Raw genomic sequence first — 23,891 nt, 5'->3', positions numbered from 1 at the left:
CGCGATTTTCGCCCTAAAAGGGGGCGCAGTATACTGTCTTTCGTCGGGAATCCCAATGTCATTAATCTATTTGCAGGGTTACCCTGAAAACATCCTCGAACAGGTGCAGTTGCTGATTGATAATCAGCGATTAGGCAGCTTCTTGCAGGAGCGCTATCCCGACACGCACGATGTTGTCAGTGACCGCGCGCTTTACGACTACACGCAGGCGATGAAAAGCCGCTATATGCGCAGCGCGCCGCCCGTGAGCAAAGTGATTTGGGATAATAAAATCAAGGTGATGAAACATGCGCTTGGCCTGCACACCGCCATTTCGCGCGTGCAGGGTGGCAATCTCAAAGCCAAAGCCGAGATTCGCATCTCCACCTTTTTCCGTCTGGCACCGGAACCGTTCCTGCGCATGATCGTGGTGCACGAACTGGCGCATTTGAAAGAGAAGGATCACGACAAAGCGTTTTACCAGCTTTGCTGCCATATGGAGCCGGATTACCACCAGCTGGAGTTCGATGCGCGTCTGTGGATGACGGATCAGGCGATGCGCGGTAACGCGGCTTAAAGAAACTCCTGCGCCTTCTGAATCAAACTGGTTTTGGTCAAGGCGCCCATAAAGCGGCGTTCTTGTGGATTGTTCAGCACTGGCAAGCGCTCCAGCGTCACGCGGGCAAAGGCTTCCCAGCCTTCTCGCATACTCTGGTTCTGATAAATGCACGGGAAGTTGTCATCCATCACGCTGCTGACCGGCGAATCCAGGGTGATTTCCTGTGACAGCACCTTGCGCGATATGTCGTGAATCGACACCACGCCGAGAAACTGCCCTGCCTCGTTGATCACATACACATAGCGCTCGCGCTTAAGCGAACTCACTGCCAGCGCCTGGCCGACCGACTCTTCAGGCTGCAATGCGGCACCGGGAATGATCAGCTGATCTACTCGCATGTTATCGAAATCGAATTTGGCTTCCGAGCGGCTAAAGTGATTGCTCACCACCGGATAGGTACTGGTGGATTGCAGACGATATACCACCATCGAGGCCAGCACTGAGGCGATCATGATCGGGAATAGCAGGCTACTGTTGAGCGTCATTTCCAGCACCATCAGCATCGCCATCAACGGTGCCTGACTCACCGCTGCCAGCACCGCCGCCATGCCAACCGCTGCGTATAATAAAGTATTGCCGACCGGCAAATGCAGCACCACGCCAATCTGCGCCAGCGCCACGCCGAGCAACGCGCCAATCAGCAGCGAAGGGGTAAACAGACCGCCCACCGCGTTCGATCCCACCGACAGCGTGGTCGCCAGCGTTTTCAACACCAGCAACCCCACCAAGCCTGCCAACATGTAGTGGCCATCGATGATTTTCACGATCACTTCGTAGCCGTTACCCAAAATATCGGTGGAGATCAACGCGAGAAAGCCCACGGCCAAACCACCGAGGCCAAGGCGCGCAGGCAGTGACTTAACACGGCCAAACAGCGTTTTGCTGCGGGCAATCAACTTGATCAACAACCAACCGGCAAAACCGGCCACCACGCCAATCAATATGGTCATGAGTAAGCTGCTGATATCCATCTGGAACAAGGCTTCGGAGAGCGGATAGAGCGCGCTGCGAAAACCCAGTGACCACATGGTCATTACCGCTACCGCCGAGGCAACAATCAGCGGGATCAGCCGTTGCAGCGCCGAAATACCAAAGGCAATTTCAGCGACAAAAATCGCCGAGGCCAGCGGCGCGTGATACACCGAAGAGAGCCCGGCGGCGGCGGCCATGGCGACAATATCGCTGTTACGCATCTGCGGGAACCAGCGGCCCATCAGGCTGCCGCTCAGCGCGGAGAGTTGCACCATCGGGCCTTCTTTACCGATTGAGGCACCGCTGCCAATACTGGCAATCGAGGAGAGCGCGCGGAACAGCGAGGTTTAGTCGGCACCGCATCCAGTCGCGCGTTGATCACTTCGAGATAGTCGGTTTTCACCGTCTCTTGCTTCTCAATATCTACAGCGAAACGCAGGAACCAGCCCGCCAGCACACCACCCGCGCCCACCAGCAGCGGCCAGAAGATCCACGGCCAGACGTGCATCGCCACGGTAATTTCGCTGTCGCTGTTGAACAGCAGGCGGTTAATCAGATCGATGACGCCGCGGAACGCTAAGGTCACCAGCGACGCGACGCATCCCACGGGAATCGCGATCAGTAGTGTGGTCCAGTTCAAAGCATGTTTACTTCCACTCACCCGCGCGTCCCCGCTAGCTGGTTAAAAAAATGTGCTGCATCATCATATTGGAATGCGGATCGCAGGATCAAATTTCGTCTGCCGAACGACCTGCTGAACATGCTACTCTGCCGTTTTACTGTTGCAGGAGAACAAGCCCGTGATTCGTTTTGCCATTGTGGGAACCAACTGGATAACCCGCCAGTTTATTGATGCCGCGCATGAGACCGGCAAAATGAAACTTAGCGGCGTCTATTCGCGTCAGCAAGCGCAGGCAGATGCGTTTATCGCCGATTATCCCTGCAAACGCACTTTCACCTCCCTCGACGATCTGGCGGCCAGCCCGGAGATTGATGCGGTGTATATCGCCAGTCCGAATGCGCTGCACAGCGAGCAGGCGATACATTTTATGTCGCACGGCAAGCACGTGATTTGCGAAAAGCCGATGGCATCAAACCTGCGTGAGGCCGAGGCGATGATCGCCTGCGCGCGCCAGCATCAGGTGGTGCTGTTTGAAGCGTTTAAAACTGCCAGCCTGCCGACGTTCTTGCAACTGCATAACACCCTGCCGCAACTTGGTAAGCTGCGTAAAGCCTTGATTAACTACTGCCAATATTCGTCACGCTATCAGCGTTATCTCGACGGCGAAAATCCCAACACCTTTAATCCGCGCTGGTCGAACGGCTCGATCATGGATATTGGTTTTTATTGCCTCGCCGCCGCCGTGACCTTATGGGGCGAACCCCAGCAGGTGCAAGCACAAGCTTCATTGCTGGACAGCGGCGTCGATGCACACGGCGTGGTGGTGCTGAGCTACGGCGATTTTGATGTCACGCTACTGCATTCCAAGGTGAGCGATTCACTGATCCCGAGCGAAATTCAGGGTGAGACCGGTTCACTGGTGATCGAGAAAATCTCTGAGTGCCAGCAGCTACGCTTTATCCCGCGCGGCGGTGAAAGCCAGAATCTGACGCAGCCGCAGCACATCAACACTATGCTGTATGAAGCGGAAACCTTTGCAGAGTTAGTGGCGCAGCGTCAGGTTGAACATCCGGCGCTGGAAGCCTCACGCATCACGGCAAAACTGCTGACGGAGATCCGCCGCCAGACCGGCGTGGTGTTCCCTGCGGACCAGCTTGAAGTGTAAATATTGCAAAATATTTCAATCAGCCCATTGTAACCGCCCGCCGTTGGACGTATGTTTGCCGCTGCAAAGGGGAGTAACTTGTAAGCTGATTGATCGTCATTACGATGCTAAACGCATCCGGTCGTCAGGCAACCCGGAATCTATTCTGAGTTGTAAGTGAGACCTTGCCGGAAGGCGAGGTTTGCTTGCAGCTTAATCAAAGCGGCTAACGTCTTCTGACTTAGCCGTTTTTTTATTTTCCGGACAGGATTACAACTATGCACACTGTAGGCACACCGTTACTCTGGGGCAGCTTCGCTGTTGTTGTGCTCATCATGCTGGCGATCGATCTCTTCTTACAGGGGCGTCGTGGCGCGCAAACCATGTCATTTAAGCAGGCTGCCGTTTGGTCGCTGGTGTGGATCTCCGTTTCCCTGCTGTTCAGCGCCGCGTTCTGGTGGTATCTCGAAGGCACCGCGGGCCGTGAAGTCGCCACCGCGCAAACCCTTGCCTTCCTCACCGGCTACGTGCTGGAAAAAGCACTGGCAGTCGATAACGTCTTCGTCTGGCTAATGCTGTTCAGCTACTTTGCTATTCCGGCTAACCTGCAACGTCGCGTGCTGGTGTATGGCGTGTTGGGTGCCATCGTACTGCGTACCATCATGATCTTCGCTGGCAGCTATCTGGTGACGCAGTTCAGCTGGATCCTCTACGTGTTCGGCGCTTTCCTGCTGTTCACCGGCTTGAAAATGGCGTTTGCCAAAGAGGGTGATGACGCGGCGGTCGGCGACAAACCGGTAGTGCGCTGGCTGCGTAAGCACTTGCGCATGACGGATGATCTCGAAGGTGAGAAGTTCTTCACCCGCAAAAATGGCGTGCTGTTTGCCACGCCGTTACTGCTGGTGCTGATCATGGTGGAGCTTAGCGATGTTATCTTCGCGGTTGACAGTATCCCGGCTATCTTCGCGGTCACCACCGATCCCTTTATCGTTCTGACCTCGAACCTGTTTGCGATTCTCGGTTTGCGTGCGATGTACTTCTTGCTGGCGAACGTGGCTGAGCGCTTCTCGATGCTGAAATATGGCCTGGCAATTGTGCTGGTGTTTATCGGTATCAAGATGCTGATCGTCGAGTTCTACCATATTCCGGTATCGGTCTCGTTGACGGTAGTGGGTGTGATTTTGGGCGGTACCCTGCTGATTAACGCCTGGGTTAACCACAGAAACGACCAGAAAGGCATCTCACAATAATCTGCTGCAGGGGCGATAGTCGCCCCTGTATTATTTTGCCAGCTGCAATTTTCACCTTTCATCGCTCTGTCACACTTCCCATCGTTAGCAGATCAAATAACCGATCCAGCCCATACAAACAGAATTATCTCTTTCTTCACTAACACTTTTCCTTATACTCCGCCGGGCAAACCGTTAGGCGCGGAGCAACCGCGCACAACACTCATACCGCTATAAAAAGACCGAACTATGCTAAATAACCTTATTGGACGTCTGGGCGCGCTGTTCGCAGGAAGCCTGGTAAAACAAATCATGATTGGCCTGATTGCCGGTGTCGCGCTGGCGTGGTTTTCACATGATGCCGCTTTGGCCGTTGGCCTGCTGGGTGAACTGTTTGTTCGCGCATTAAAGGCTGTGGCACCGCTGCTGGTGCTGGTATTGGTGATATCTTCGATTGCCAATCATCAGCAGGGACAGAAAACCAACATTCGCCCCATCATCATGCTGTATCTGCTGAGCACCTTCTTTGCGGCCGTGGTGGCGGTCACCTTAAGTCATCTGTTCCCGCAAACTCTGTCGATGAAAGTAGGCGCAACCGAAATCTCGCCACCGTCTGGTATCACTGAAGTGCTGCACGGTTTGTTGATGAGCATGGTGGCTAATCCGATTGAGGCGTTACTCAATGCCAACTACATCGGTATTCTGGTGTGGGCCATCGGACTCGGTCTGGCGTTTCGCCATGCCAGCCCGAGCAGCAAGGCGTTTCTCACTGATGCTTCGCATGCCGCGACGTGGGTGGTGCGCTGCGTGATTCGCTGTGCGCCACTGGGGATTTTTGGATTGGTGGCCTCGATTCTGGCCTCAACCGGCTTTGGCGCGCTTGAGGAATACGCGACGCTGCTGGCGCTGTTGCTGGGCTGCATGGCCATTATGGCGTTGATTGTGAATCCGATTCTGGTGTTCCAAAAGATTCGCCGTAACCCTTATCCGCTGGTGTTTACCTGCATCCGTGAAAGTGGCGTCACCGCCTTCTTCACCCGCAGTTCTGCAGCAAATATTCCAGTGAATATGGCGATCGCCAAACGCCTGAATCTCGACGAAGACACCTACTCCGTTTCCATTCCGCTGGGCGCGACTATCAGTATGGCGGGCGCGTCGACCACCATCACGGTGCTGACGCTGGCAGCGGTGCATACCTTAGGGATTTCCGTGGATGTACCGACAGCGATTCTGCTGAGTTTCGTGGCCTCGATTTGTGCCTGCGGTGCTTCCGGTGTGGCGGGTGGTTCACTGCTGTTGATTCCGGTTGCCTGTAATATGTTTGGCATTCCGAATGATTTGGCGATGCAGGTCGTGGCTATCGGCTTTATTATCAGCGTGTTGCAGGATTCCGCCGAGACGGCGCTGAATTCCTCAACCGATATTCTGTTTACGGCGGCAGTGTGCCAGGCAGAAGCCGAGCGCGAGCTGCGTACGGTGTCTGAAGCAGAATAAATTGGTATTGCCAGGGCGGCATTAATGCCGCCCTTAAGATCAGCAGGTGTGATTGTTGTCAGATGCACATCGATCACACCTGATGTTTACAGCGTGACACCGCTCTTAAATATCGCTAATTCGCGAAAATCATTGGCTTCGTTACGCGCCGGTTTACCGTTGGCAATCGACACAATCATATCGACGAAATCCTCCAGCATTTCCGGCATGCTCATGCCTTCAATCAAACGACCCGCGTTAAAATCAATCCAGTGTGGTTTCTTCTCTGCCAGCTGCGAGTTGGTGGCGATCTTCACCGTGGGCACGAATCCGCCGTACGGCGTGCCGCGTCCGGTGGTGAACAACACCATATGACAGCCCGCGCCTGCCAGTGCGCTGGTGGCAACCGCATCATTGCCTGGCGCGCTCAGCAGATTCAGCCCTGGGGTAATCAAACGTTCGCCATATTTCAGCACATCCACCACCCGACTCTGTCCGGCTTTCTGCGTGCAGCCGAGCGATTTCTCTTCCAGCGTGGTGATACCACCGGCTTTGTTACCCGGCGATGGATTCTCGTAAATCGGCTGCTGGTGATCGATAAAGTAGCGCTTGAAGTCGTTGATCATCGCCACGGTTTTATCGAAGGTGGCTTCATCACGGCAGCGGCTCATCAAAATGCGCTCTGCACCAAACATCTCTGGCACTTCGGTCAGCACCGTGGTGCCGCCGTTGGCAATCATCTGATCGGAGAAGCAGCCCAGCATCGGGTTGGCGGTGATGCCCGAGAAACCGTCAGAACCGCCGCACTCCAGACCAAACTTCAGTTCGCTGAGTTTGCCCGGCTGGCGCTGATCCGTGCGCATCACCTGATACAGCGCATGCAGCCGCTCCAGGCCGGCTTCCACTTCGTCGTCTTGCTTTTGGCACTCCATAAACTGTACGCGGTCGCTGTCGAAGCCGCCGAGCGTCTCGCGGAACACATCGACCTGATTGTTCTCGCAGCCGAGGCCAATCACCAGCACCGCACCGGCATTTGGATGGCGCACCATGTTTTGCAGCATGGTGCGGGTGTTTCATGATCCTGACCGAGCTGAGAACAGCCAAACGGATGGCTGAACAAATGCACCCCATCGATCCCTTCTGCCTCGTTGGTCTCTTTCAGGAAACGCGACAGAATTTGCCGGGCGATGCCGTTCACACAACCTACCGTCGGCAGAATCCACAGCTCATTACGAATACCCACTTCACCGCTGGCGCGACGGTAGATCTGCACTTCACGATCGCCAGCCTGGGCGGGGATATCGAGAAATTCAGGCTGATAGTCGTACTCATCCACATCGCTCAGATTGGTGCGGGCGTTGCTGGAGTGAATGATCTCGCCCATCGCTATCGGGCGCGTGGCATGGGCTATCGGCAAGCCGTATTTGATCACCAGTGCATCGGTAGCCAGCGGCGTCAACGCGAACTTGTGACCGCGCCCAACCTCTTGCTGCAAGGTAATCAACTGGCGATCAATCTCGACTTTGGCATCAGCAGGTAAATCGCGCAGCGCAACTGCCACGTTGTCGCGCGAATGGATTCTTATCGCATCTTGCATAGCGTTATCTCAGTTGTGTCAGCGCCGTCCGCATCCCGTGGACAACGATGTTTTGCAGGTGTTGGCTTATTGCGGTCACTAATCCGGGCCGCTGAGTGAGATCTTCGCCCCAGTGTGAGCTGTTGCTGAGTACTGCCTGCACCAGCTGTTCCGGGGTCAATGTGTCTTGATTGACGGCCGGCCACAGTTCTGCGAACTGCTGCAGCCAGTGGCTGTCATCCTGTAATGGCCACTGCCGATCGCCCTGCTCGCCGCTATAAAACGCCAGCAGTGCAGCAAAAGCGAAGGTCAGGCGCGGTGGCCATTGGCCGATTTGCTGCTGAGACAGCAACAGCTGCGGCAGCAAACGGGTACGGAATTTGGTCATGCCGTTTAGCGCAATCGACAGCAGCGCATGGCGGATAAACGGATTGCGGAAGCGACGCTGTACCGCATCGGCAAAGGCGTGTAGCTCATCGCGTGGCAAATCCAGCGTCGGGATCACTTCCTCACGCAGCAGCGCATCGACATAACCCGCGATGGCAGCGTCATCCATCGCTTCACCGACACTCTCCAGTCCAGCCTGAAACGCCACCGGCACCATCGCGGTGTGCGCTCCATTGAGGATCGCCACCTTCTGGGCTTATAGGGCGTGATGTCATCAACGAACTTCACTTCCGGCGCCAGCGCGGCGAGTTTCAGCTCCTGCGCCAGCGCATCGGGCCCCTGAATCACAAACTGGTAATAGACTTCGCCCGCCACCAGATAGCGATCTTCGTAACCCAGCTGTGCAGCGATGTCGGTGCCATCGGCGGGGTAGCCGGTGACGATGCGATCCACCAGCGTGTTGTAAAAAGCACAGTGATCCAGCACCCAGCGGGCGAATTCTGGCGGCAGTTGCCAGTGCTTGATGTAGCGCAACACCAGCTCACGCAGCGCATCGCCGTTATGATCGATTAATTCACACGGCACGATCAGCCAGCCTTTCTCTGCCGCACCAGCAAAGTGGCGGAAGCGCGTCCACAGCAACTGTGTCAACTTGCCTGGGAAGGAAGAGGCAGGCGCATCCTCCAGCCGATCCTGCTCAGCAAACGTAATGCCCGCTTCGGTGGTGTTGGAAAACACAAAGCGCATCTGCGGCGCACGGGCCAGTGCCAGAAAATCCTCAAACTGCTGATACGGCTGGATCTCGCGGTTGAGGCTGCGAATCAACCGGGTTTCGCTCACCTGCTCGCCTTCGCCGTTCAATCCACGGATCAGCGTGGTGTACAAACCCTCCTGTTGGTTGAGCGAATCTTCCACCACGCGGTTGCGCGGCCGCACCACCACCACGCCCGCATCGGTGCCTTGAAGCTCATTAAGCCAGTCGAGCTGCCAGTCAATAAACGCCCGCAGGAAGTTGCCTTCCCCAAACTGGATCACGCGCTCGCGGTAGCTTGCGCCGGGAAAATCGTGACGGTTTAGCCGCTGCATCATCAGGCTCCCAACTCAATGCCGAAGTAATCACGCGCGTTGTTAAAGCTGATGTTTTGCACCATCTGCCCCAGCAAGGCTTCGTCGGCTGGCGCTTCACCGCGCTCAACCCAGTTGCCAATCATCTGGCACAGCAGGCGACGGAAATACTCATGGCGGGTGTAAGAGAGGAAGCTGCGGCTGTCAGTGAGCATGCCGACGAAACGGCTCAACAAGCCGATCTGCGCCAGCTGCGTCATCTGACGATGCATGCCATCGAGCTGATCGTTGAACCACCACGCGGAACCAAACTGCATCTTGCCGGGTTCACCTTCGCCCTGGAAATTGCCGGCCATGGTCGCCAGCACTTCGTTGTCGCGCGGGTTAACGCAGTAAAGGATGGTTTTCGGCAGTGCGTTGTTGCGGTTCTGCGCATCCAGCAAACGGCCCAGCGGGATCGCCAGTGGTGCATCATTGATGGAATCAAAGCCTACATCCGGACCGAGAATATCGAACTGTCGACGGTTGGCGTTACGCAGCGCACCAATGTGATACTGCTGCGCCCAGCCGCGACGCGCATATTCGCTGCCGAGCCACACCAGCACCGCCGTTTTAAACTGCGCCACCTCTTCTTGCGATGGCGCAGCACCTTGCAGACGGCGCGCCAGAATGCCATCCAGCGTGCTTTCGTCGGCTTCGGCAAACAGCACTACGTCTAGCGCATGGTCGGAGATCTTGCAGCCGTGGGCGGCAAAGTGATCGAGACGCAGGCTCAGGGCGCGGCGCAGATCGTCAAACCGTTGCACGCTGACATCGGCTACCTGTTCCAGACGCTGGATCCACGGCAGGAAGGTATCCAGTTCAATGTTGAAAGCTTTATCCGGGCGCCAGCTTGGCAGCACTTTAACGCTGAAGCTGGCATCGTCCGCCAGCGTGCGGTGATGCTGCAGATCGTCGAGCGGATCGTCGGTGGTGCCGACCATTTTCACTTTCATCTGCTGCATGATGCCGCGCGCGCTAAAGGTATCCTGCGCCAGCAGTTCGTTGCACTGCTGCCAGATGCGGTCAGCGCTTTGCTCATTCAGCAATACATCGGTAATGCCAAACGGACGGCGCAGCTCAAGATGCGTCCAGTGATACAGCGGATTGCCGATGGTGTGCGGCACGGTGCGTGCCCACGCGTTGAATTTCTCACGATCGCTGGCGTCGCCGGTGCACAATGCTTCCGGCACGCCGTTGGCACGCATCGCACGCCATTTGTAATGATCGCCTTTCAGCCAGATGTCATAGAGGTTGGTGAAACGGTAATTTTCGGCAATCTGCTGCGGCGGTAAATGGCAGTGATAGTCGAAAATCGGCTGGTCTTTGGCGTAGTCATGGTACAGACGACGGGCGAACTCGCTATCGAGTAGAAAATCCTCACTCATAAAACGCGACATACCTGCTTCCTCATGTTGGGTGCTGATAGGCTTCTGATGCAAAGTTATCATACCAATTTGACGATCGGCAAAATTGTTTGCGATACACCTCACAATAATGACAGTTTCACTGTGGGTATATGGACGAAACTGTCAGCAATATTGCACTAACTTGCTGTTATATCGACCTTTGCGCAGAACACACATTGCATACAGGGTTTTTGTGATGGCATTCAACTTTTAAAGTTGTATAACAAGTTAACCTCTCGCCTCGTTGATGCCGAACCTCAAAGCTCAACGCATAACAACAAGGCGGCAGGTCTGATTCGTCATTGCCGCCAGCGGGCGCACCGAAGTGCTCCCTTACCCTTTAATGGCAAGTGTTACGACAGACTCGAAGAGGTTAATGATGCGTAAGATCAAAGGGCTACGCTGGTACATGATTGGACTGGTGACGCTGGGCACCGTGCTCGGCTACCTGACGCGCAATACTATTGCCGTGGCCGCGCCGACGCTGGAAACCCAGCTGGGCATCACCACGCAACAGTACTCCTATATCGTTGCCGCCTATTCGGCGTGCTACACCGTGATGCAACCCGTGGCCGGTTATGTACTGGACATGCTGGGCACCAAAATCGGCTATGCGGTATTTGCCGTGTTGTGGGCCATCTTCTGCGCCGCCACCGCCATGGCAGGCAGCTGGGGTGGATTTGCGCTGGCACGTGGTGCAGTGGGTGCCGCCGAAGCGGCGATGATCCCGGCCGGTTTAAAGGCCAGCAGCGAGTGGTTCCCAGCCAAAGAGCGTTCTGTGGCGGTAGGCTATTTCAACGTTGGTTCATCGATTGGTGCCATGCTGGCCCCGCCGCTGGTGGTGTGGGCCATTCTGGCGCACAGCTGGCAGCTGGCCTTCATCATCACTGGCGTGCTGAGTATGGCCTGGGCGATGTGTTGGTTAGTGTTCTACAAACATCCCAAACAGCAAACCAAGCTGAGCGATGAAGAGCGTCACTACATTATTTCTGGTCAGGAAGTGCAGCATCAAACTGGCAATAACAGCAAAATGTCGGCGCGTCAGATCCTGCGTAATCGCCAGTTCTGGGGCATCGCCCTGCCGCGTTTCCTCGCCGAACCCGCCTGGGGCACTTTTAACGCGTGGATCCCGCTGTTTATGTTCAAGGTCTACGGTTTCAACCTGAAAGAAATTGCCATGTTCGCCTGGATGCCGATGCTGTTTGCCGATCTCGGCTGCATCGTCGGCGGTTATCTGCCGCCGCTGTTCCAGCGCTGGTTTGGCGTTAACCTGATTGTGTCGCGCAAACTGGTGGTGACCATGGGCGCGGTGCTGATGATTGCACCGGGCACCATCGGCTTGTTCACCAGCCCTTACGTGGCGATTGGTTTACTGTGTGTCGGTGGCTTTGCCCATCAGGCGCTGTCTGGCGCGCTGATTACGCTCTCTTCGGATGTGTTTGGCCGTAATGAAGTGGCCACTGCCAATGGTCTGACCGGCATGGCCGCGTGGACTGCCAGCACCATGTTTGCGCTGGTGGTGGGTGCATTGGCTGATACGCTGGGCTTCAGCCCGCTGTTTGCCGCGCTGGCGGTGTTTGATCTGCTCGGTGCCTGCGTGATCTGGACCGTGCTGAAAAACCAGCCGGTATCTGAACTGGACGAACCCAACGTGGTTCAAGCGGCTACCGCGCGCAGTTAATCTCCTCTCTGTGGGCTGGCGCATGCCAGCCCATTTCCTCGGCCCGGTCAAAGTGGTATAACAACTCAACCCTGCCCACCACAGCGAACCGCGCAATGGATCTGAACGAATCCCGTCGTCTTTATCAACAACTCGCCAGTGAACTCAAGCGTCGTATCGAAGCCGATGATTATCGCGTGGGTGAAAAGTTGCCGGCCGAACGCCTGATCGCTGAAGAGATGGAGGTGAGCCGCACGGTGGTACGTGAAGCCATTATTATGCTGGAAGTGGAAGGCTACGTGGAGGTGCGCAAAGGCTCGGGCATCCACGTGATCAGCAGTCAGCAGCAAAACCGTGAGACCACACCCAGCCAGCTGGAATTCGCCAGCTTCGGACCGTTTGAGCTGTTGCAGGCCCGCCAGCTGATTGAGAGTAACGTAGCCGAATTTGCCGCCACGCAGGTGACGCGACAGGACATTATGGCGCTGATGGCGATTCAGGAAAAAGCCCGTCAGGAAGACCATTCGCGCGATTCAGAATGGGATATGCACTTTCACGTCCGTATCGCTCAATCCACGCAAAACAGCGCGCTGGCCGCAATAGTCGAGAAGATGTGGCTGCACCGTCTGCACAACCCGTATTGGCTCAAACTGCATGAACATATTGATGCGCGCAATATCACCAGCTGGTGCGACGATCACGACCAGATTCTGAAAGCACTCATGCGCAAAGATCCCGCCGCCAGTAAGCTGGCAATGTGGCAGCACCTGGAAAATACTAAACAGATGCTGTTTAACGCCACCGCCGATGATTTTGAATTTAATGTCGACCGTTACATGTTTGCAGAAAATCCCGTCATCCTGCCGGAAGGCAGCGATAATTCGCATTGATTCTGCTGCATTTCCAGGCGAATAAGTCAGTTAATCTGCAATAGTGTCAGCTCATGTAAAGCTCCTTTTGACCATCTGCGTCAAAAGGTAAAACTCCTGTGCGAGAGCCACTTTACACTGTCTGACCTGCGTGATTTTTGTTACAGTTATCGCCCTTTTCTTACCCTTTGCGACAGGGCTTTAAAAAGTCGCTGATTTAACAATCAATTCTGGATGGATCCGGAAATCCCGCAACGGCTGCATACCAAAAATGTATAACCAAACCAGCCTGCGCCTCAGCCCCTCACGGGCACGTTTAACAATGATGTTCAGGAATGATTGATGGATATTTTGAAAGCATTGCTGCACGCCCTATGGCAGCAAGATTACGAAATGCTCTCCGACCCGACGCTGGTTTGGGCCATTTATGGCGTGCTGTTCTTGATTCTGTTTCTTGAAAATGGCCTGCTGCCTGCCGCGTTTCTTCCCGGCGATAGCTTGTTGATTTTAGTGGGTGTTTTGATTGCCAAAGGCACCATGGGTTTCCCGCTTACCATCCTGATTCTGACCACCGGCGCCAGCCTCGGCTGCTGGGTGAGTTACATCCAGGGACGATGGCTTGGGAATACGCCCACCGTACAAAAATGGCTGTCGCACCTCCCCGCTCAATATCATCAGCGTGCGCATAGCTTGTTCCATCGTCATGGCCTGTCGGCCTTGTTGATTGGCCGCTTTATTGCCTTCGTTCGTACTCTGCTGCCGACCATTGCCGGGCTTTCCGGTCTGAGCAATGCGCGCTTCCAGTTTTTCAACTGGGTGAGTGGTTTGCTGTGGGTGTTGATTCTGACGGTGCTAGGTTTCGCACTGGGCAAAACGCCTATTTTCCGCCGCTATGAAGATGAACTGATGTTCTGCCTGATGCTGCTGCCACTGGTGCTGCTGGTCATCGGGCTGGTGGGTTCACTGGTGGTGTTGTGGCGTAAACGCCAGTCTTCGCGCAACGGGAATTCACAGCCATGATCGCATTCCGTGGATTTCCCAGGCGTTTAATCCCCTGGGCACTTGGCGGTGCGTTGGCGCTGCTGGCGGTGATATCTGTCCCCTCAATGTTGCAGCACGATACCGTGGTGCAGATTCGCGTCGCCCACAATGGCACTAATTTGCCCGACGGTTTCTATCTTTATCAGCAGCTCAGCGCACAAGGCGTGCGTATTAAAAGCATTACACCTGCGGGTGATGCGCTGGTGATTCATTTCGAGAATGAAGAACAGAGTCTGGCCGCGCAAAAGGTGCTGCGACGCCTGCTGCCACAGGGTTTTGTGGTGGCAAGCGGACCGCAAGCTTCACAGCAAGTCCCTGACGCCAATCGTCCAACTTACAGCTGATATTACCGTCTGGTGATAAGCCAGACGGTGAAACAATCCTCGCTATCCCCGCGTCTTCGTTGAATTTTTTCGTCTGCTGTCTATGCTTAAAGGTAGCGCGAGTTAAGACAAGCTGGGACGCCTCTCCTGCCCGGTTTGGGCAGGTCATCTACAATGGAAGGTCTAAACCTGATGAAACATCAATTACTGCTGGGTGCTATTCTCTTTTCTCTCTCGGGTTCTCTGATGGCGGCAGAATCACTGTGCCAGCAGAAAGAACATGATATCCAGCGTGAAATCGACATGGCTAAGCAGCATGATAATCAGCGCAGAGTCACGGGACTGGAGCGTGCGTTGACTGAAGTCCGCGCCAGCTGCACCGATGAGAAACTGAAATCGGCCCACAGCGAACGCATCGTCGAGCAGAAACACAAAATTGCTGAACGTGAGCGTGAGTTGAAGGAAGAGCGTCAGGATGGCGACAAAGATAAGATTGAGAAGCGCGAACGTAAGCTAGAAGAGGCGCAACACGAGCTGAAAAAACTCGAAGCTGAGCCCTACTAATCGGACTTAAATAGATGATGTAATGGAGAACTTCATGTCTAAAGACACCACATCTGAACATCTGCGTGCGGAACTGAAAAACCTTGCTGACACCCTGGAAGAAGTGCTGAGCAGCTCGGCGGATAAATCTAAAACCGAGCTTGATAAACTGCGCAGTAAAGCGCGTGGCGCCATCGACAGTTCGCGCGAGCGTCTGGGCGATTCAGGTGAGCGCATCGCGCAATCCACGCGTGAAGCCGCGGAAAAGGCCGACGAATATGTGCGCGATAATCCGTGGCACGGCGTGGGCATCGGTGCAGCTGTCGGTGTACTGATCGGCATTCTGATCTCACGTCGTTGATATGAGCGACAGTCAGAGCCACGGCCCAGGCAAAGGGGTCTTCAACATCGGTCAGCGCATTGTCACTACCCTGGTTGGTATGGTGGAAACGCGCGTCCGTCTGGCGATTGTTGAGCTGGAGGAGGAGAAAGCCAATCTGATTCAGATGCTGATGATGGTTGGACTGACGATGCTGTTTACCGCTTTTGGTTTAATGAGCTTGATGGTGCTGATCATTTGGGCGGTGGATGCGCAGTATCGGCTGATGGCAATTGCTATCACCACCGCCGTGCTGTTTGCGCTGGCGCTGATATTTGGTTTGTGGACGCTGTATAAGTCACGCCAGTCAACATTGTTGCGCCATACACGCAAAGAGCTGGAAACCGATCGCAACTTGCTGGAGGAGCATCGCTCATGAGCCGTCGTGAACGTGAAGCACGCATTCACGAACTGTTGAACCAGGTTCAGCAGCAGCGATTGGATCTCAGCGCCGGTCGTCGTGACTGGCTGGATGGCACGGCATACTACGATCGCGGTTGGTTGACCTTTCTTAGCATGCGCCGCTATCTGGCGATTGGCAGCAGTGCGCTAGCCATTTGGTCAATCCGCAGCCCTAACCGAATTTTGCGCTGGGCAAAACGCGGTTTTGGCCTATGGAGCACCTGGCGCATGATTAAATCCACGCTTGAACCACGCTAATTCCTTCATTTAAAACCGGATCTACTGGATTCGGTTTTTCTCCATCAGAAATCCTGAACAACATTGACAGTTTATCTCGCTTACAACTGTTCCCACCTGCGATTATCATCTTCCTCCATCAGCCCAGCGAATTAAAATCACCGATTCGATGGGAATAAAACCTTGCAGGCCAACAACCTGCTACATAATTCTTGTTGGAGTAAATGATGAAAAAATTCGAAGACTCAGGCCTGCTGCTGGCACGCGTATTAATGACCATTCTGTTCATCACTGCAGGCTGGGGCAAAATCACCGGTTATGCTGGTACCGCACAATACATGCAGGCGATGGGCGTTCCGGGCTTCTTGCTGCCACTGGTTATTCTGCTGGAGTTCGGCGGCGGTCTGGCAATTCTGTTCGGTTTCCTGACCCGTTTCACCGCGCTGTTCACCGCGGGCTTTACGCTGCTGACCGCATTCCTGTTCCACAGCAACTTTGCTGAAGGCGTTAACCAGCTGATGTTCATGAAAAACCTGTCCATCGCCGGTGGCTTCCTGGTGTTGGGTCTGGTAGGTCCAGGTGCTTACAGTATTGACCGTCTGATTCGTGCTCGTTTCGCACCAGCGGCCGCACGCTAAGCACACAAGCGTTGCCAGAACACATATACTGATTTGCAGGGGCGAGGATATTCCTCGCCCTTTTTCTTTATGGAGGGCTTATGGGACAGCTGATTGACGGTGTCTGGCATGACACCTGGTACGATACGAAGTCAACCGGTGGCCGCTTCAAACGCACAGAAGCAGTCTGGCGTAATTGGGTCACTGCTGATGGCAGTGCAGGCCCAACCGGCAATGCCGGCTTTGCCGCCGAGCGCGATCGCTATCATCTTTATGTTTCTCTTGCCTGTCCTTGGGCACACCGCACGCTCCTGATGCGCCAGCTCAAAGGGCTGGAAGATATGATTTCCGTTTCGGTGGTGCATCCATTGATGCTGGAAAATGGCTGGACCTTTGACGACGATTTTCCGGACGCGACCGGTGATTCGCTGTATCAAAACGAATTCCTCTATCAGCTCTATCTGCATGCCGACCCGCAATACACCGGCCGCGTGACTGTTCCGGTGTTGTGGGACAAGACGCAGCACACCATCGTCAGTAATGAATCCGCCGACATTATGCGCATGCTCAATAGCGCCTTTGATGCACAGCGCGCGCGCCGGGGATTACTATCCGGTTGAATTGCGAGACAAGATCGATGAGGTGAATGGATGGATTTACGACACGGTCAATAATGGCGTGTACAAAAGCGGGTTTGCGACCTCGCAGGCAGCTTATGATGAATCGGTGACGGCGCTGTTCCATTCGCTGGCGCGGCTGGAGCAAATACTCGGCCAGCATCGCTATCTGACGGGCGACCACCTGACCGAAGCAGATTTACGTTTGTGGACCACGCTGGTGCGTTTTGATCCGGTGTATGTCACCCACTTTAAATGCGATCGTCACCGCATTAGTGATTACCGCAACTTGAGCGGCTTCCTGCGTGACATTTACCAGATACCGGGCATCGCCGATACGGTGAATCTGCCGCATATCCGCCATCACTACTACTGCAGCCATAAGACCATCAACCCGAGCGGCGTGATTTCGCTGGGCCCGGCGTTTGACTGGGATGAGCCACACGGCCGCGGATAAGACGAGTGCAATCTAAGCCCTCAGCCCAATAAGGATGAGGGCCTTTTCTTCGCCATCAGGCAAATTTGATCAGCACCATCCCCGCAATCAGCAGTCCCACGCCCAGCCAGCCAACACGGCTTAGCCGTTGACCAAACAGTATCCAGCCTGCCGCCACGGTGGCCACCAGACCAAATCCGCCCCATAAGGCGTAAGCCACTGAGAGATCGATGCCTTTCACCGCCTGTGCCAGGGCACTAAAAGCCGCCAGCACCGCCATCAACGACAACACGCCATACACCGGGCGACGGAAACCATTGGCGTATTTCAGGCAGATATTGGCGACGATTTCTAACCCAATGGCCAAAGCCAGCCAGGCAATGTGCGCAGCATTAAGCGTGACCATGACGCGGCTCCTTGCGGGTTAGCGTGCCGGATTTAATCAGTGCAATCCCCGCCACCAGGGTCATCAGCCCGGCAACTTTCATCACTGACAGCGTTTCATCGAACAGCATCACGCTAAATAAGGTAATAAAGAGAATCCCAATGCCTTCCCACATTGCATAGCTACGCCCAGAGCGATACGTTTTATGGCGAAAGACAAGAAAATATAAGACAGTGCAATCATCAGCAGCATAAATATATATCCTGCCTGACCGCCGTTGACGCTGGCCCATTTCATTGAAAGGGTGCCGATAATTTCAGCGACGATCGCTAAGAGTAATAGAATCCAGTAACGCATGTTTCTCTCCTGAAACAGAAATAAACGCCAGCCACGCGAAAACAGCGGCGTTTCAGCCGATAAGCATAATAAAATCAATAAGGAGAGAAGGAATCTAAAGCGCGAAGCGCCAGTGCTGATCGCAGATTGAGCAGTTTGAGAGGGAGTGAGGATTAATAGGGCATACCATCATTGGGGCGAGCATTTTGTCCATAATTTTACAACTTATCCACGTTGTTGCTTTTCGTCGATGTGGATGAATAATTGTCTTCGGTAGTTAAACACGCGCCTATTCTGGCATAAGGATTATTTTGTTCCTCGGTATTTTCATTTCTTTACGCTAGGATTTTTATTATTTGTGGGCAGCTGTATGACGGTCGAAACTGGCCGAAAAGCTGCGTTCTTTTAGTAGAAAGTGGAATTGAGAGGAGTGGAGTGGACAGTCATTCTTCTCGCCGCTGTACGCCAGATAGCAAAAACCCCGCCGAAGCGGGGTTTTCACCTGAAAAGTCGAAACTGACCGATAAGCCGGGTTCTGTCGTGGACAGTCATTCCTCTAGGCCAGCAATCGCTCACTGGCTCAAGCAGCCTACCCGGGTTCAGTACGGGCCGTACCTAGTGAACCCCTATTTGGCCTTGCTCCGGGTGGAGTTTACCGTGCCACGGACTGTTGCCAGCCGCGCGGTGCGCTCTTACCGCACCCTTTCACCCTTACCTGATCCCATTACTGGGCCATCGGCGGTTTGCTCTCTGTTGCACTGGTCGTAGGCTTGCGCCCCCCAGGCGTTACCTGGCACCCTGCCCTATGGAGCCCGGACTTTCCTCCCCTTTGCCCGTCTCCCCCGAAAGGGACGACGACAAAGCGGCGACTGTCTAGTCAGCTTCGGCGCGGGATAATAGGCGATTCGCCCGCGTTTGTCACGCCTCTTGCTGCTCCAGCGCGTACTTATAGAGTGCGTTTTTCTTAACGCCATGAATTTCGGCCGTTAACGCCGCAGCTTTTTTAAGCGGTAACTCCGCTTGCAGCAAGGCTAAGGTGCGCAGTGCTTCAGCCGGCAGCGCTTCTTCATCGGCTTTGTGCCCTTCAACAATCAGCACCATCTCACCTTTACGGCGGTTTTCATCTTCCAGCACCCAGGCCAGCAGCTCGCCCACCGGCGCACCTTTTATGGTTTCCCAGGTTTTGGTGATTTCGCGAGCCAGCACCACATAGCGTTCAACACCCCAGACATTCACCATATCTTGTAGGCTATCAATCAAACGATGGGTCGATTCATAAAAAATCAGCGTACGCGGTTCATTCTCAAGGGAGCGCAGCACATCACAGCGCCCTTTGCTTTTCGCCGGCAGAAATCCTTCGTAACAGAAACGATCGGACGGTAATCCCGCCGCGCTTAATGCTGTAATCGCCGCACAGGCCCCCGGCAATGGGACCACGCGCACCCCGGCTTCACGACAGCGACGCACCAGATGGTAGCCCGGATCGTTGATTAACGGCGTGCCCGCATCCGAGACCAGTGCAATGCTCTGGCCTTCTTGCAGCTTGGCTAACAACACCTCTGCTTTCTGTTGTTCGTTGTGGTCGTGAAGTGCGAACAGTCGCGCATTGATGGCGAAATGTTGTAGCAACAGCCCGGTATGACGTGTATCTTCCGCTGCGACCAGATCGACGCTCGCAAGCACCGTCAGCGCACGCTGCGTGATATCACCCAGGTTACCGATCGGGGTAGGAACGATATAGAGCGTGCTGGCAGAAATCTCTGCCCGATCGAGTTGTTTCATTGTTTCATCCGAATTGCCGATTTAATATTGAGCATCTTGAAAAAAACATCACTGGATACAGTATGCTTCCTTCAAAAGTCGTACGTCATAAAGCAGGACGCCTGGTACCTGTTCTTCTCGCTGGACTGATTTTAGCCGCTTGTAGTGGTCAGGGACCGCAGCAAACCTCTAACGTCAATATCCAGGCACCTGCTACTGCCCGTTCAGACTATTATCTGCAACAGGTGCAGCAAAGCAGCGATGATAGCAAGACCGACTGGCAATTACTTGCCATCCGTGCCCTGTTGAAGGAAGGAAAATATCCGCAGGCCAACGATCAGATCTCACAACTGCCGCAGCAGCTTTCCGCTGTACAGCAGCAGGAGCTGCAATTGTTGCGTGCACAGATGCAGATTGCTCAGCAGGATTTCGGCGGTGCTCAACAACAACTCGGCCAGGTGAAAACCGACGGATTATCTGAAGACCAGCAGGTGCGCTACTACGCGCTGCAAATCGCTGCGGCGCAGAATCGTCCTTCACTCGCGCTGCTGCGCGCCTATATTGCTCAGGAACCGCTGCTGCAAGGCGCCAACCACCAGAGCAATATTGACGCCACCTGGCAAGCTCTGACGCAAATGAACCAGGATCAGATCAACAGCCTGGTGATCAACGCCGATGAAAACACGCTGCAGGGCTGGCTCGATCTGCTCAACACCTGGCATACCAACAGCCAGGACCCGCAGATGCTGAAAGCGGCAATCAAAGACTGGCAGACGCGTTACCCGCAGAATCCAGGCGCGAAAACGCTGCCGACGCAGCTTAGCCAGGTGCAAAACTTCACGAAAGCCTCGACCAGCACCATTGCGTTGCTGCTGCCGTTGAATGGCCAGGCGCAAGTTTTCGCCAATGCGATTCAGAAAGGCTTTAACGATGCCAAAAATGGCGTGTTAAATGCGCCGGCACCGCAGCCAGCAGCTGCTGCGCCAGCGGCAACCGACGCCAATGCCCAGCCGTCAACACAACAGACTGGCGACGCCAATGCTCAGCAGCCTGCAGAGGCTAACACCGCTGCTAACACGGTTGTCAGCCCGGCTATGGCGGGCAATACGCCTCCGCAGACCGAACAGCCGCAGTCTGCTGCACAGCCGGCCACGGCCACCGCACAGCCAGACAGCAACGCGCAGGTGAAGGTGTATGACACCAGCAACCAGCCGATTGCTCAGGTGATGCAGCAGGCCCAGCAGGATGGCGCAACCCTCGTGGTCGGTCCGCTGCTGAAAAGCGACGTGGAGTCAGTGGTGAACAGCCAGACGCCACTCAACGTGCTGGCGCTGAATGAGCCGGAACAGATCCAGAACCATCCGAATATTTGTTATTTTGCGCTTTCTCCTGAAGACGAAGCGCGCGATGCCGCGCACCATATCTACGAGCAGGGCAAGCGCCAGCCATTACTGTTGGTGCCGCGTAGCAGCTATGGCGATCGCGTGAGCAAGGCATTCGCACAAGAGTGGCAGCAACTGGGCGGTTCCACCGTGCTGCAACAGCGTTTTGGTGGCGTTTCTGAGCTGAAACAAGGTATTAATAGCGGAGCCGGTATCGCACTGAGCGGCACGCCGCTGACGGTTGAACAGCCACAATCGGCCGGTGTGGCCGTTGCGGGCCTGACCATTCCGGCACCGCAAACTACTACGCCAGCGCCAACGGCTGATGCCAGCGGTGGCAGTGTCGATGCGGTGTACATCGTGGCCAGCCAGGATGAGCTGCAGTTGATTAAGCCGATGATTGCGATGCGTACCAGCAGCCGCAACAACATCTCGCTCTATGCCAGCTCACGCAGTGCGCAGGCAGGTGCCGGCCCAGACTTCCGTCTGGAAATGGATGGCTTGCAGTTCAGTGATATTCCGCTGCTCTCCGGAACCAATCCGGGCCTGATGCAGCAGGCGGCGAAATCGTTCAACAACGATTATTCGCTGGTTCGCCTCTACGCGATGGGCATTGATGCCTGGACGCTGGCGAATCACTTTAACCAGATGCGCCAGGTGCCAGGCTTTGCCATTGATGGCAACACCGGCAAGCTGAGTGCCGACACGGATTGCGTGATCAACAGGAAGTTGGCATGGAACCAGTATCGTCAGGGACAAATCGTTCCGGTGCAGTAGACCGCCAGCGCATTGGCGCTGAGCAGGAGCAGCAGGCGCGTTGTTATCTGGAGCGCGCCGGGCTGCGGTGGATTGCCAGTAATGTGCGTTGCCGCAGTGGGGAAATTGACCTCATTATGCAAGACGCCGATTGCTGGGTGTTTGTCGAAGTGCGCTATCGACGCGATGCACGTTACGGCGGTGCTGCCGCCAGCGTGACGCGTCAGAAACAACAAAAGCTGCTGCGCACCGCTGCATGGTGGTTGCTGGCACGCGGCGGCAGTTTTGATACGGTGAATTGCCGTTTTGACATCATTGCCATTACCGGGCGTGAGCTGGAGTGGCTACCCGATGCCTTTAATGCCGATGGATAGAACCAGGTGGTCTTGTGCAGGACAGAATTAAAGCGTGTTTTACCGAAAGTATTCAGACTCAAATCGCTGCTGCGGAGGCGCTGCCGGATGCGATTTCTCGTGCCGCGATGACGCTGGTGCAGTCGCTGCTGAACGGTAACAAAATCCTGAGTTGTGGTAACGGTGCTTCATCGGCCAACGCCCAGCATTTTGCCGCCAGCATGATCAACCGTTTTGAAACCGAGCGTCCTAGCTTGCCTGCGCTGGCACTGAGCGCCGATAACGTCATGCTAACGGCAATCGGCAACGATCGTCTACACGATGAAGTTTATGCCAAGCAGGTTCGTGCGCTTGGTCAGGCCGGTGATGTACTGCTGGCTATTTCAACCCGTGGCAACACCCGCGATATCGTCAAAGCGGTTGAAGCTGCGGTTACTCGCGATATGACTATCGTCGCGCTGACCGGCCATGATGGCGGTGAGCTGGCGGGCCTGTTGGGTCCGCACGATGTGGAAATTCGCATTCCGTCACATCGCAGTGCACGCATTCAGGAAATGCATATGCTGACGCTGAACTGCCTGTGCGATTTGATTGATAACACTTTGTTCCCACACCAGGAATGACTGAAGGAGCTCAAATGAAAGCATTGAACGCTGTCGCCATTCTTTTAACCGCCATGATGCTGCAGGGCTGTGTTGCCGTTGTCGCCGGCGGCGCCGCTGTGGCAACCAAAACAGCAACCGATCCGCGCACCGTGGGTACGCAGGTTGATGATGGTACGCTGGAATTGCGTGTCAGCAATGCGCTGGCGAAAGATGAACAAATCAAAAACCAGGCACGCGTCGTCGTTACCGCTTACCAGGGCAAAGTGCTGCTGACCGGTCAATCCCCTTCTGCTGATTTGGCCAGCCGCGCCAAGCAGATTGCCATGGGTGTAGACGGTGCCACCGAAGTGTATAACGAAATCCGCACTGGCCAGAAAGTCAGCCTCGGGACGTCATCATCGGATACCTGGATCACCACTAAAATCCGCTCACAGCTGTTGGGCAGCGATCAGGTGAAATCATCGAACGTGAAAGTGACCACGGAAAACGGTGAGGTATTCTTGCTGGGTCTGGTGACACAACAGGAAGCGTCTGCGGCGGCCGATGTAGCCAGCCGTGTGAGCGGTGTGAAGCACGTGACTACCGCGTTCACCATCCTGAAATAATCTGCATCGGACGGGCGCAGTCAATTGCGCCCCGGCCACAGACAAAGGCAGCCTCAACGGGCTGCCTTTT

At 55.0% G+C, this 23,891-nt stretch carries 21 protein-coding genes, 1 other RNA gene and 5 pseudogenes; 18 read left to right on the top strand and 9 right to left on the bottom strand.

The features are described 5' to 3' along the window. Nucleotides 1-55: 55 nt before the first annotated feature. Nucleotides 56-556, top strand: coding sequence for a M48 family metallopeptidase (locus HA45_RS00570; protein ID WP_100703337.1), 501 nt, complete (start codon nt 56-58; stop codon nt 554-556). Here HA45_RS00570 and HA45_RS00565 read toward each other — a convergent pair. Next, nucleotides 553-2,231, bottom strand: a pseudogene (locus tag HA45_RS00565) (chloride channel protein). The gene HA45_RS00570 and the pseudogene HA45_RS00565 overlap by 4 nt on opposite strands. Nucleotides 2,232-2,370: 139 nt before the next feature. Here HA45_RS00565 and HA45_RS00560 point away from each other — a divergent pair. From HA45_RS00560 to sstT, 3 genes are all read left to right on the top strand, one after another. Continuing rightward, complete coding sequence (locus HA45_RS00560; RefSeq protein WP_100703335.1) at nt 2,371-3,357, top strand: Gfo/Idh/MocA family protein; 987 nt, start codon at nt 2,371-2,373, stop codon at nt 3,355-3,357. A 257-nt stretch (nt 3,358-3,614) separates the two neighbouring features. Further along, nucleotides 3,615-4,586, top strand: coding sequence for a TerC family protein (locus HA45_RS00555; protein WP_100703334.1), 972 nt, complete (start codon nt 3,615-3,617; stop codon nt 4,584-4,586). A 228-nt stretch (nt 4,587-4,814) separates the two neighbouring features. After that, nucleotides 4,815-6,059 carry a serine/threonine transporter SstT gene (sstT, locus tag HA45_RS00550; RefSeq protein ID WP_100703333.1) on the top strand — a complete coding sequence of 415 codons (1,245 nt, stop codon included), beginning with the start codon at nt 4,815-4,817 and terminating at the stop codon, nt 6,057-6,059. Between the two features lie 86 nt (nt 6,060-6,145). Here the strand turns inward: sstT and HA45_RS00545 are convergent. The 3 genes and pseudogenes from HA45_RS00545 to uxaC all read right to left on the bottom strand — a co-directional run bounded on the left by HA45_RS00545 (nt 6,146) and on the right by uxaC (nt 10,505). Beyond that, nucleotides 6,146-7,635: pseudogene (locus HA45_RS00545) on the bottom strand (UxaA family hydrolase). Nucleotides 7,636-7,639: 4 nt separating this feature from the next. Further along, nucleotides 7,640-9,087 (bottom strand): annotated as a pseudogene (locus HA45_RS00540) (tagaturonate reductase). Nucleotides 9,088-9,089: 2 nt separating this feature from the next. Beyond that, a complete protein-coding gene (gene uxaC, locus HA45_RS00535) occupies nt 9,090-10,505 on the bottom strand; it encodes a glucuronate isomerase (protein ID WP_100703330.1) in 1,416 nt (471 codons plus the stop codon). 388 nt (nt 10,506-10,893) lie between these two features. Between uxaC and HA45_RS00530 the strand changes: the two genes are divergently transcribed. The 10 genes and pseudogenes from HA45_RS00530 to HA45_RS00485 all read left to right on the top strand — a co-directional run bounded on the left by HA45_RS00530 (nt 10,894) and on the right by HA45_RS00485 (nt 17,659). Continuing rightward, the gene (locus HA45_RS00530; RefSeq protein ID WP_100703329.1) at nt 10,894-12,195 is read left to right on the top strand and encodes an MFS transporter; all 1,302 of its coding nucleotides are present in this window, start codon (nt 10,894-10,896) and stop codon (nt 12,193-12,195) included. A gap of 95 nt (nt 12,196-12,290) precedes the next feature. Beyond that, a complete protein-coding gene (exuR, locus tag HA45_RS00525; protein WP_100703328.1) occupies nt 12,291-13,064 on the top strand; it encodes a transcriptional regulator ExuR in 774 nt (257 codons plus the stop codon). 321 nt (nt 13,065-13,385) lie between these two features. After that, a complete protein-coding gene (locus HA45_RS00520; protein ID WP_100703327.1) occupies nt 13,386-14,063 on the top strand; it encodes a DedA family protein in 678 nt (225 codons plus the stop codon). Then, nucleotides 14,060-14,428: an EnvZ/OmpR regulon moderator MzrA gene (gene mzrA, locus HA45_RS00515; RefSeq protein ID WP_100703326.1), complete on the top strand. Its 369-nt coding sequence runs from the start codon at nt 14,060-14,062 to the stop codon at nt 14,426-14,428. The genes HA45_RS00520 and mzrA overlap by 4 nt, the downstream gene beginning before the upstream one ends. A 171-nt stretch (nt 14,429-14,599) precedes the next feature. Beyond that, complete coding sequence (locus HA45_RS00510; RefSeq protein WP_143808497.1) at nt 14,600-14,971, top strand: DUF1090 domain-containing protein; 372 nt, start codon at nt 14,600-14,602, stop codon at nt 14,969-14,971. 34 nt (nt 14,972-15,005) lie between these two features. After that, nucleotides 15,006-15,311, top strand: a complete 306-nt coding sequence (locus tag HA45_RS00505) for an ElaB/YgaM/YqjD family protein (protein ID WP_100703324.1) — start codon at nt 15,006-15,008, stop codon at nt 15,309-15,311. 1 nt (nt 15,312) lies between these two features. Continuing rightward, nucleotides 15,313-15,708, top strand: coding sequence for a phage holin family protein (locus HA45_RS00500; RefSeq protein ID WP_100703323.1), 396 nt, complete (start codon nt 15,313-15,315; stop codon nt 15,706-15,708). Continuing rightward, the gene (locus HA45_RS00495; RefSeq protein WP_100703322.1) at nt 15,705-15,989 is read left to right on the top strand and encodes a YqjK-like family protein; all 285 of its coding nucleotides are present in this window, start codon (nt 15,705-15,707) and stop codon (nt 15,987-15,989) included. Before HA45_RS00500 ends, HA45_RS00495 begins: the two co-directional genes overlap by 4 nt. A gap of 206 nt (nt 15,990-16,195) precedes the next feature. Then, nucleotides 16,196-16,606, top strand: a complete 411-nt coding sequence (locus tag HA45_RS00490) for a DoxX family protein (protein WP_034829198.1) — start codon at nt 16,196-16,198, stop codon at nt 16,604-16,606. An 80-nt stretch (nt 16,607-16,686) separates the two neighbouring features. Next, nucleotides 16,687-17,659 (top strand): annotated as a pseudogene (locus HA45_RS00485) (glutathione S-transferase family protein). A gap of 55 nt (nt 17,660-17,714) precedes the next feature. Here HA45_RS00485 and mdtI read toward each other — a convergent pair. The 5 genes and pseudogenes from mdtI to rsmI form a co-directional block, all read right to left on the bottom strand. Beyond that, nucleotides 17,715-18,044 (bottom strand): multidrug/spermidine efflux SMR transporter subunit MdtI, encoded by a 330-nt coding sequence (mdtI, locus tag HA45_RS00480; RefSeq protein ID WP_100703320.1) that lies wholly within the window; start codon nt 18,042-18,044, stop codon nt 17,715-17,717. Next, nucleotides 18,031-18,156 (bottom strand): DMT family transporter, encoded by a 126-nt coding sequence (locus HA45_RS28855; RefSeq protein ID WP_366557312.1) that lies wholly within the window; start codon nt 18,154-18,156, stop codon nt 18,031-18,033. Before HA45_RS28855 ends, mdtI begins: the two co-directional genes overlap by 14 nt. Nucleotides 18,157-18,159: 3 nt before the next feature. Then, nucleotides 18,160-18,320, bottom strand: a pseudogene (locus HA45_RS28850) (SMR family transporter); the annotation flags it as partial. A gap of 547 nt (nt 18,321-18,867) precedes the next feature. After that, an RNA gene (gene rnpB / locus HA45_RS00470) (RNase P RNA component class A) lies at nt 18,868-19,244 on the bottom strand. A 33-nt stretch (nt 19,245-19,277) separates the two neighbouring features. Beyond that, nucleotides 19,278-20,141 carry a 16S rRNA (cytidine(1402)-2'-O)-methyltransferase gene (rsmI, locus tag HA45_RS00465; protein ID WP_100703318.1) on the bottom strand — a complete coding sequence of 288 codons (864 nt, stop codon included), beginning with the start codon at nt 20,139-20,141 and terminating at the stop codon, nt 19,278-19,280. Between the two features lie 62 nt (nt 20,142-20,203). Between rsmI and HA45_RS00460 the strand changes: the two genes are divergently transcribed. Genes HA45_RS00460 through dolP form a run of 4 tightly spaced genes read left to right on the top strand, consistent with a single transcriptional unit; the run spans nt 20,204 to nt 23,821 of the window. Next, nucleotides 20,204-22,279: a penicillin-binding protein activator gene (locus tag HA45_RS00460; RefSeq protein WP_100703317.1), complete on the top strand. Its 2,076-nt coding sequence runs from the start codon at nt 20,204-20,206 to the stop codon at nt 22,277-22,279. After that, a complete protein-coding gene (locus HA45_RS00455) occupies nt 22,237-22,632 on the top strand; it encodes a YraN family protein (protein WP_100703316.1) in 396 nt (131 codons plus the stop codon). Before HA45_RS00460 ends, HA45_RS00455 begins: the two co-directional genes overlap by 43 nt. Nucleotides 22,633-22,646: 14 nt before the next feature. After that, nucleotides 22,647-23,234 (top strand): DnaA initiator-associating protein DiaA, encoded by a 588-nt coding sequence (gene diaA / locus HA45_RS00450; protein WP_034829211.1) that lies wholly within the window; start codon nt 22,647-22,649, stop codon nt 23,232-23,234. 14 nt (nt 23,235-23,248) lie between these two features. Further along, nucleotides 23,249-23,821 (top strand): division/outer membrane stress-associated lipid-binding lipoprotein, encoded by a 573-nt coding sequence (gene dolP / locus HA45_RS00445; RefSeq protein WP_100703315.1) that lies wholly within the window; start codon nt 23,249-23,251, stop codon nt 23,819-23,821. Nucleotides 23,822-23,891 lie beyond the last annotated feature (70 nt).

Origin of the sequence: Pantoea rodasii (assembly GCF_002095465.1) — a bacterium.
In the GTDB taxonomy this organism is placed as follows: Bacteria; Pseudomonadota; Gammaproteobacteria; order Enterobacterales; family Enterobacteriaceae; genus Pantoea; species Pantoea rodasii.
This window is presented reverse-complemented; position numbering and strand designations above follow the sequence as displayed.

Bases quoted from the DNA above. Each gene is read 5' to 3' on its own strand.
- HA45_RS00570 (WP_100703337.1), top strand. From the start codon at position 56: ATGTCATTAATCTATTTGCAGGGTTACCCTGAAAACATCCTCGAACAG.
- HA45_RS00555 (WP_100703334.1), top strand. From the start codon at position 3,615: ATGCACACTGTAGGCACACCGTTACTCTGGGGCAGCTTCGCTGTTGTT.
- sstT (WP_100703333.1), top strand. From the start codon at position 4,815: ATGCTAAATAACCTTATTGGACGTCTGGGCGCGCTGTTCGCAGGAAGC.
- uxaC (WP_100703330.1), bottom strand. From the start codon at position 10,505: ATGTCGCGTTTTATGAGTGAGGATTTTCTACTCGATAGCGAGTTCGCC.
- HA45_RS00530 (WP_100703329.1), top strand. From the start codon at position 10,894: ATGCGTAAGATCAAAGGGCTACGCTGGTACATGATTGGACTGGTGACG.
- exuR (WP_100703328.1), top strand. From the start codon at position 12,291: ATGGATCTGAACGAATCCCGTCGTCTTTATCAACAACTCGCCAGTGAA.
- HA45_RS00520 (WP_100703327.1), top strand. From the start codon at position 13,386: ATGGATATTTTGAAAGCATTGCTGCACGCCCTATGGCAGCAAGATTAC.
- mzrA (WP_100703326.1), top strand. From the start codon at position 14,060: ATGATCGCATTCCGTGGATTTCCCAGGCGTTTAATCCCCTGGGCACTT.
- HA45_RS00510 (WP_143808497.1), top strand. From the start codon at position 14,600: ATGAAACATCAATTACTGCTGGGTGCTATTCTCTTTTCTCTCTCGGGT.
- HA45_RS00505 (WP_100703324.1), top strand. From the start codon at position 15,006: ATGTCTAAAGACACCACATCTGAACATCTGCGTGCGGAACTGAAAAAC.
- HA45_RS00500 (WP_100703323.1), top strand. From the start codon at position 15,313: ATGAGCGACAGTCAGAGCCACGGCCCAGGCAAAGGGGTCTTCAACATC.
- HA45_RS00495 (WP_100703322.1), top strand. From the start codon at position 15,705: ATGAGCCGTCGTGAACGTGAAGCACGCATTCACGAACTGTTGAACCAG.
- HA45_RS00490 (WP_034829198.1), top strand. From the start codon at position 16,196: ATGAAAAAATTCGAAGACTCAGGCCTGCTGCTGGCACGCGTATTAATG.
- mdtI (WP_100703320.1), bottom strand. From the start codon at position 18,044: ATGGTCACGCTTAATGCTGCGCACATTGCCTGGCTGGCTTTGGCCATT.
- rsmI (WP_100703318.1), bottom strand. From the start codon at position 20,141: ATGAAACAACTCGATCGGGCAGAGATTTCTGCCAGCACGCTCTATATC.
- HA45_RS00460 (WP_100703317.1), top strand. From the start codon at position 20,204: ATGCTTCCTTCAAAAGTCGTACGTCATAAAGCAGGACGCCTGGTACCT.
- HA45_RS00455 (WP_100703316.1), top strand. From the start codon at position 22,237: ATGGAACCAGTATCGTCAGGGACAAATCGTTCCGGTGCAGTAGACCGC.
- dolP (WP_100703315.1), top strand. From the start codon at position 23,249: ATGAAAGCATTGAACGCTGTCGCCATTCTTTTAACCGCCATGATGCTG.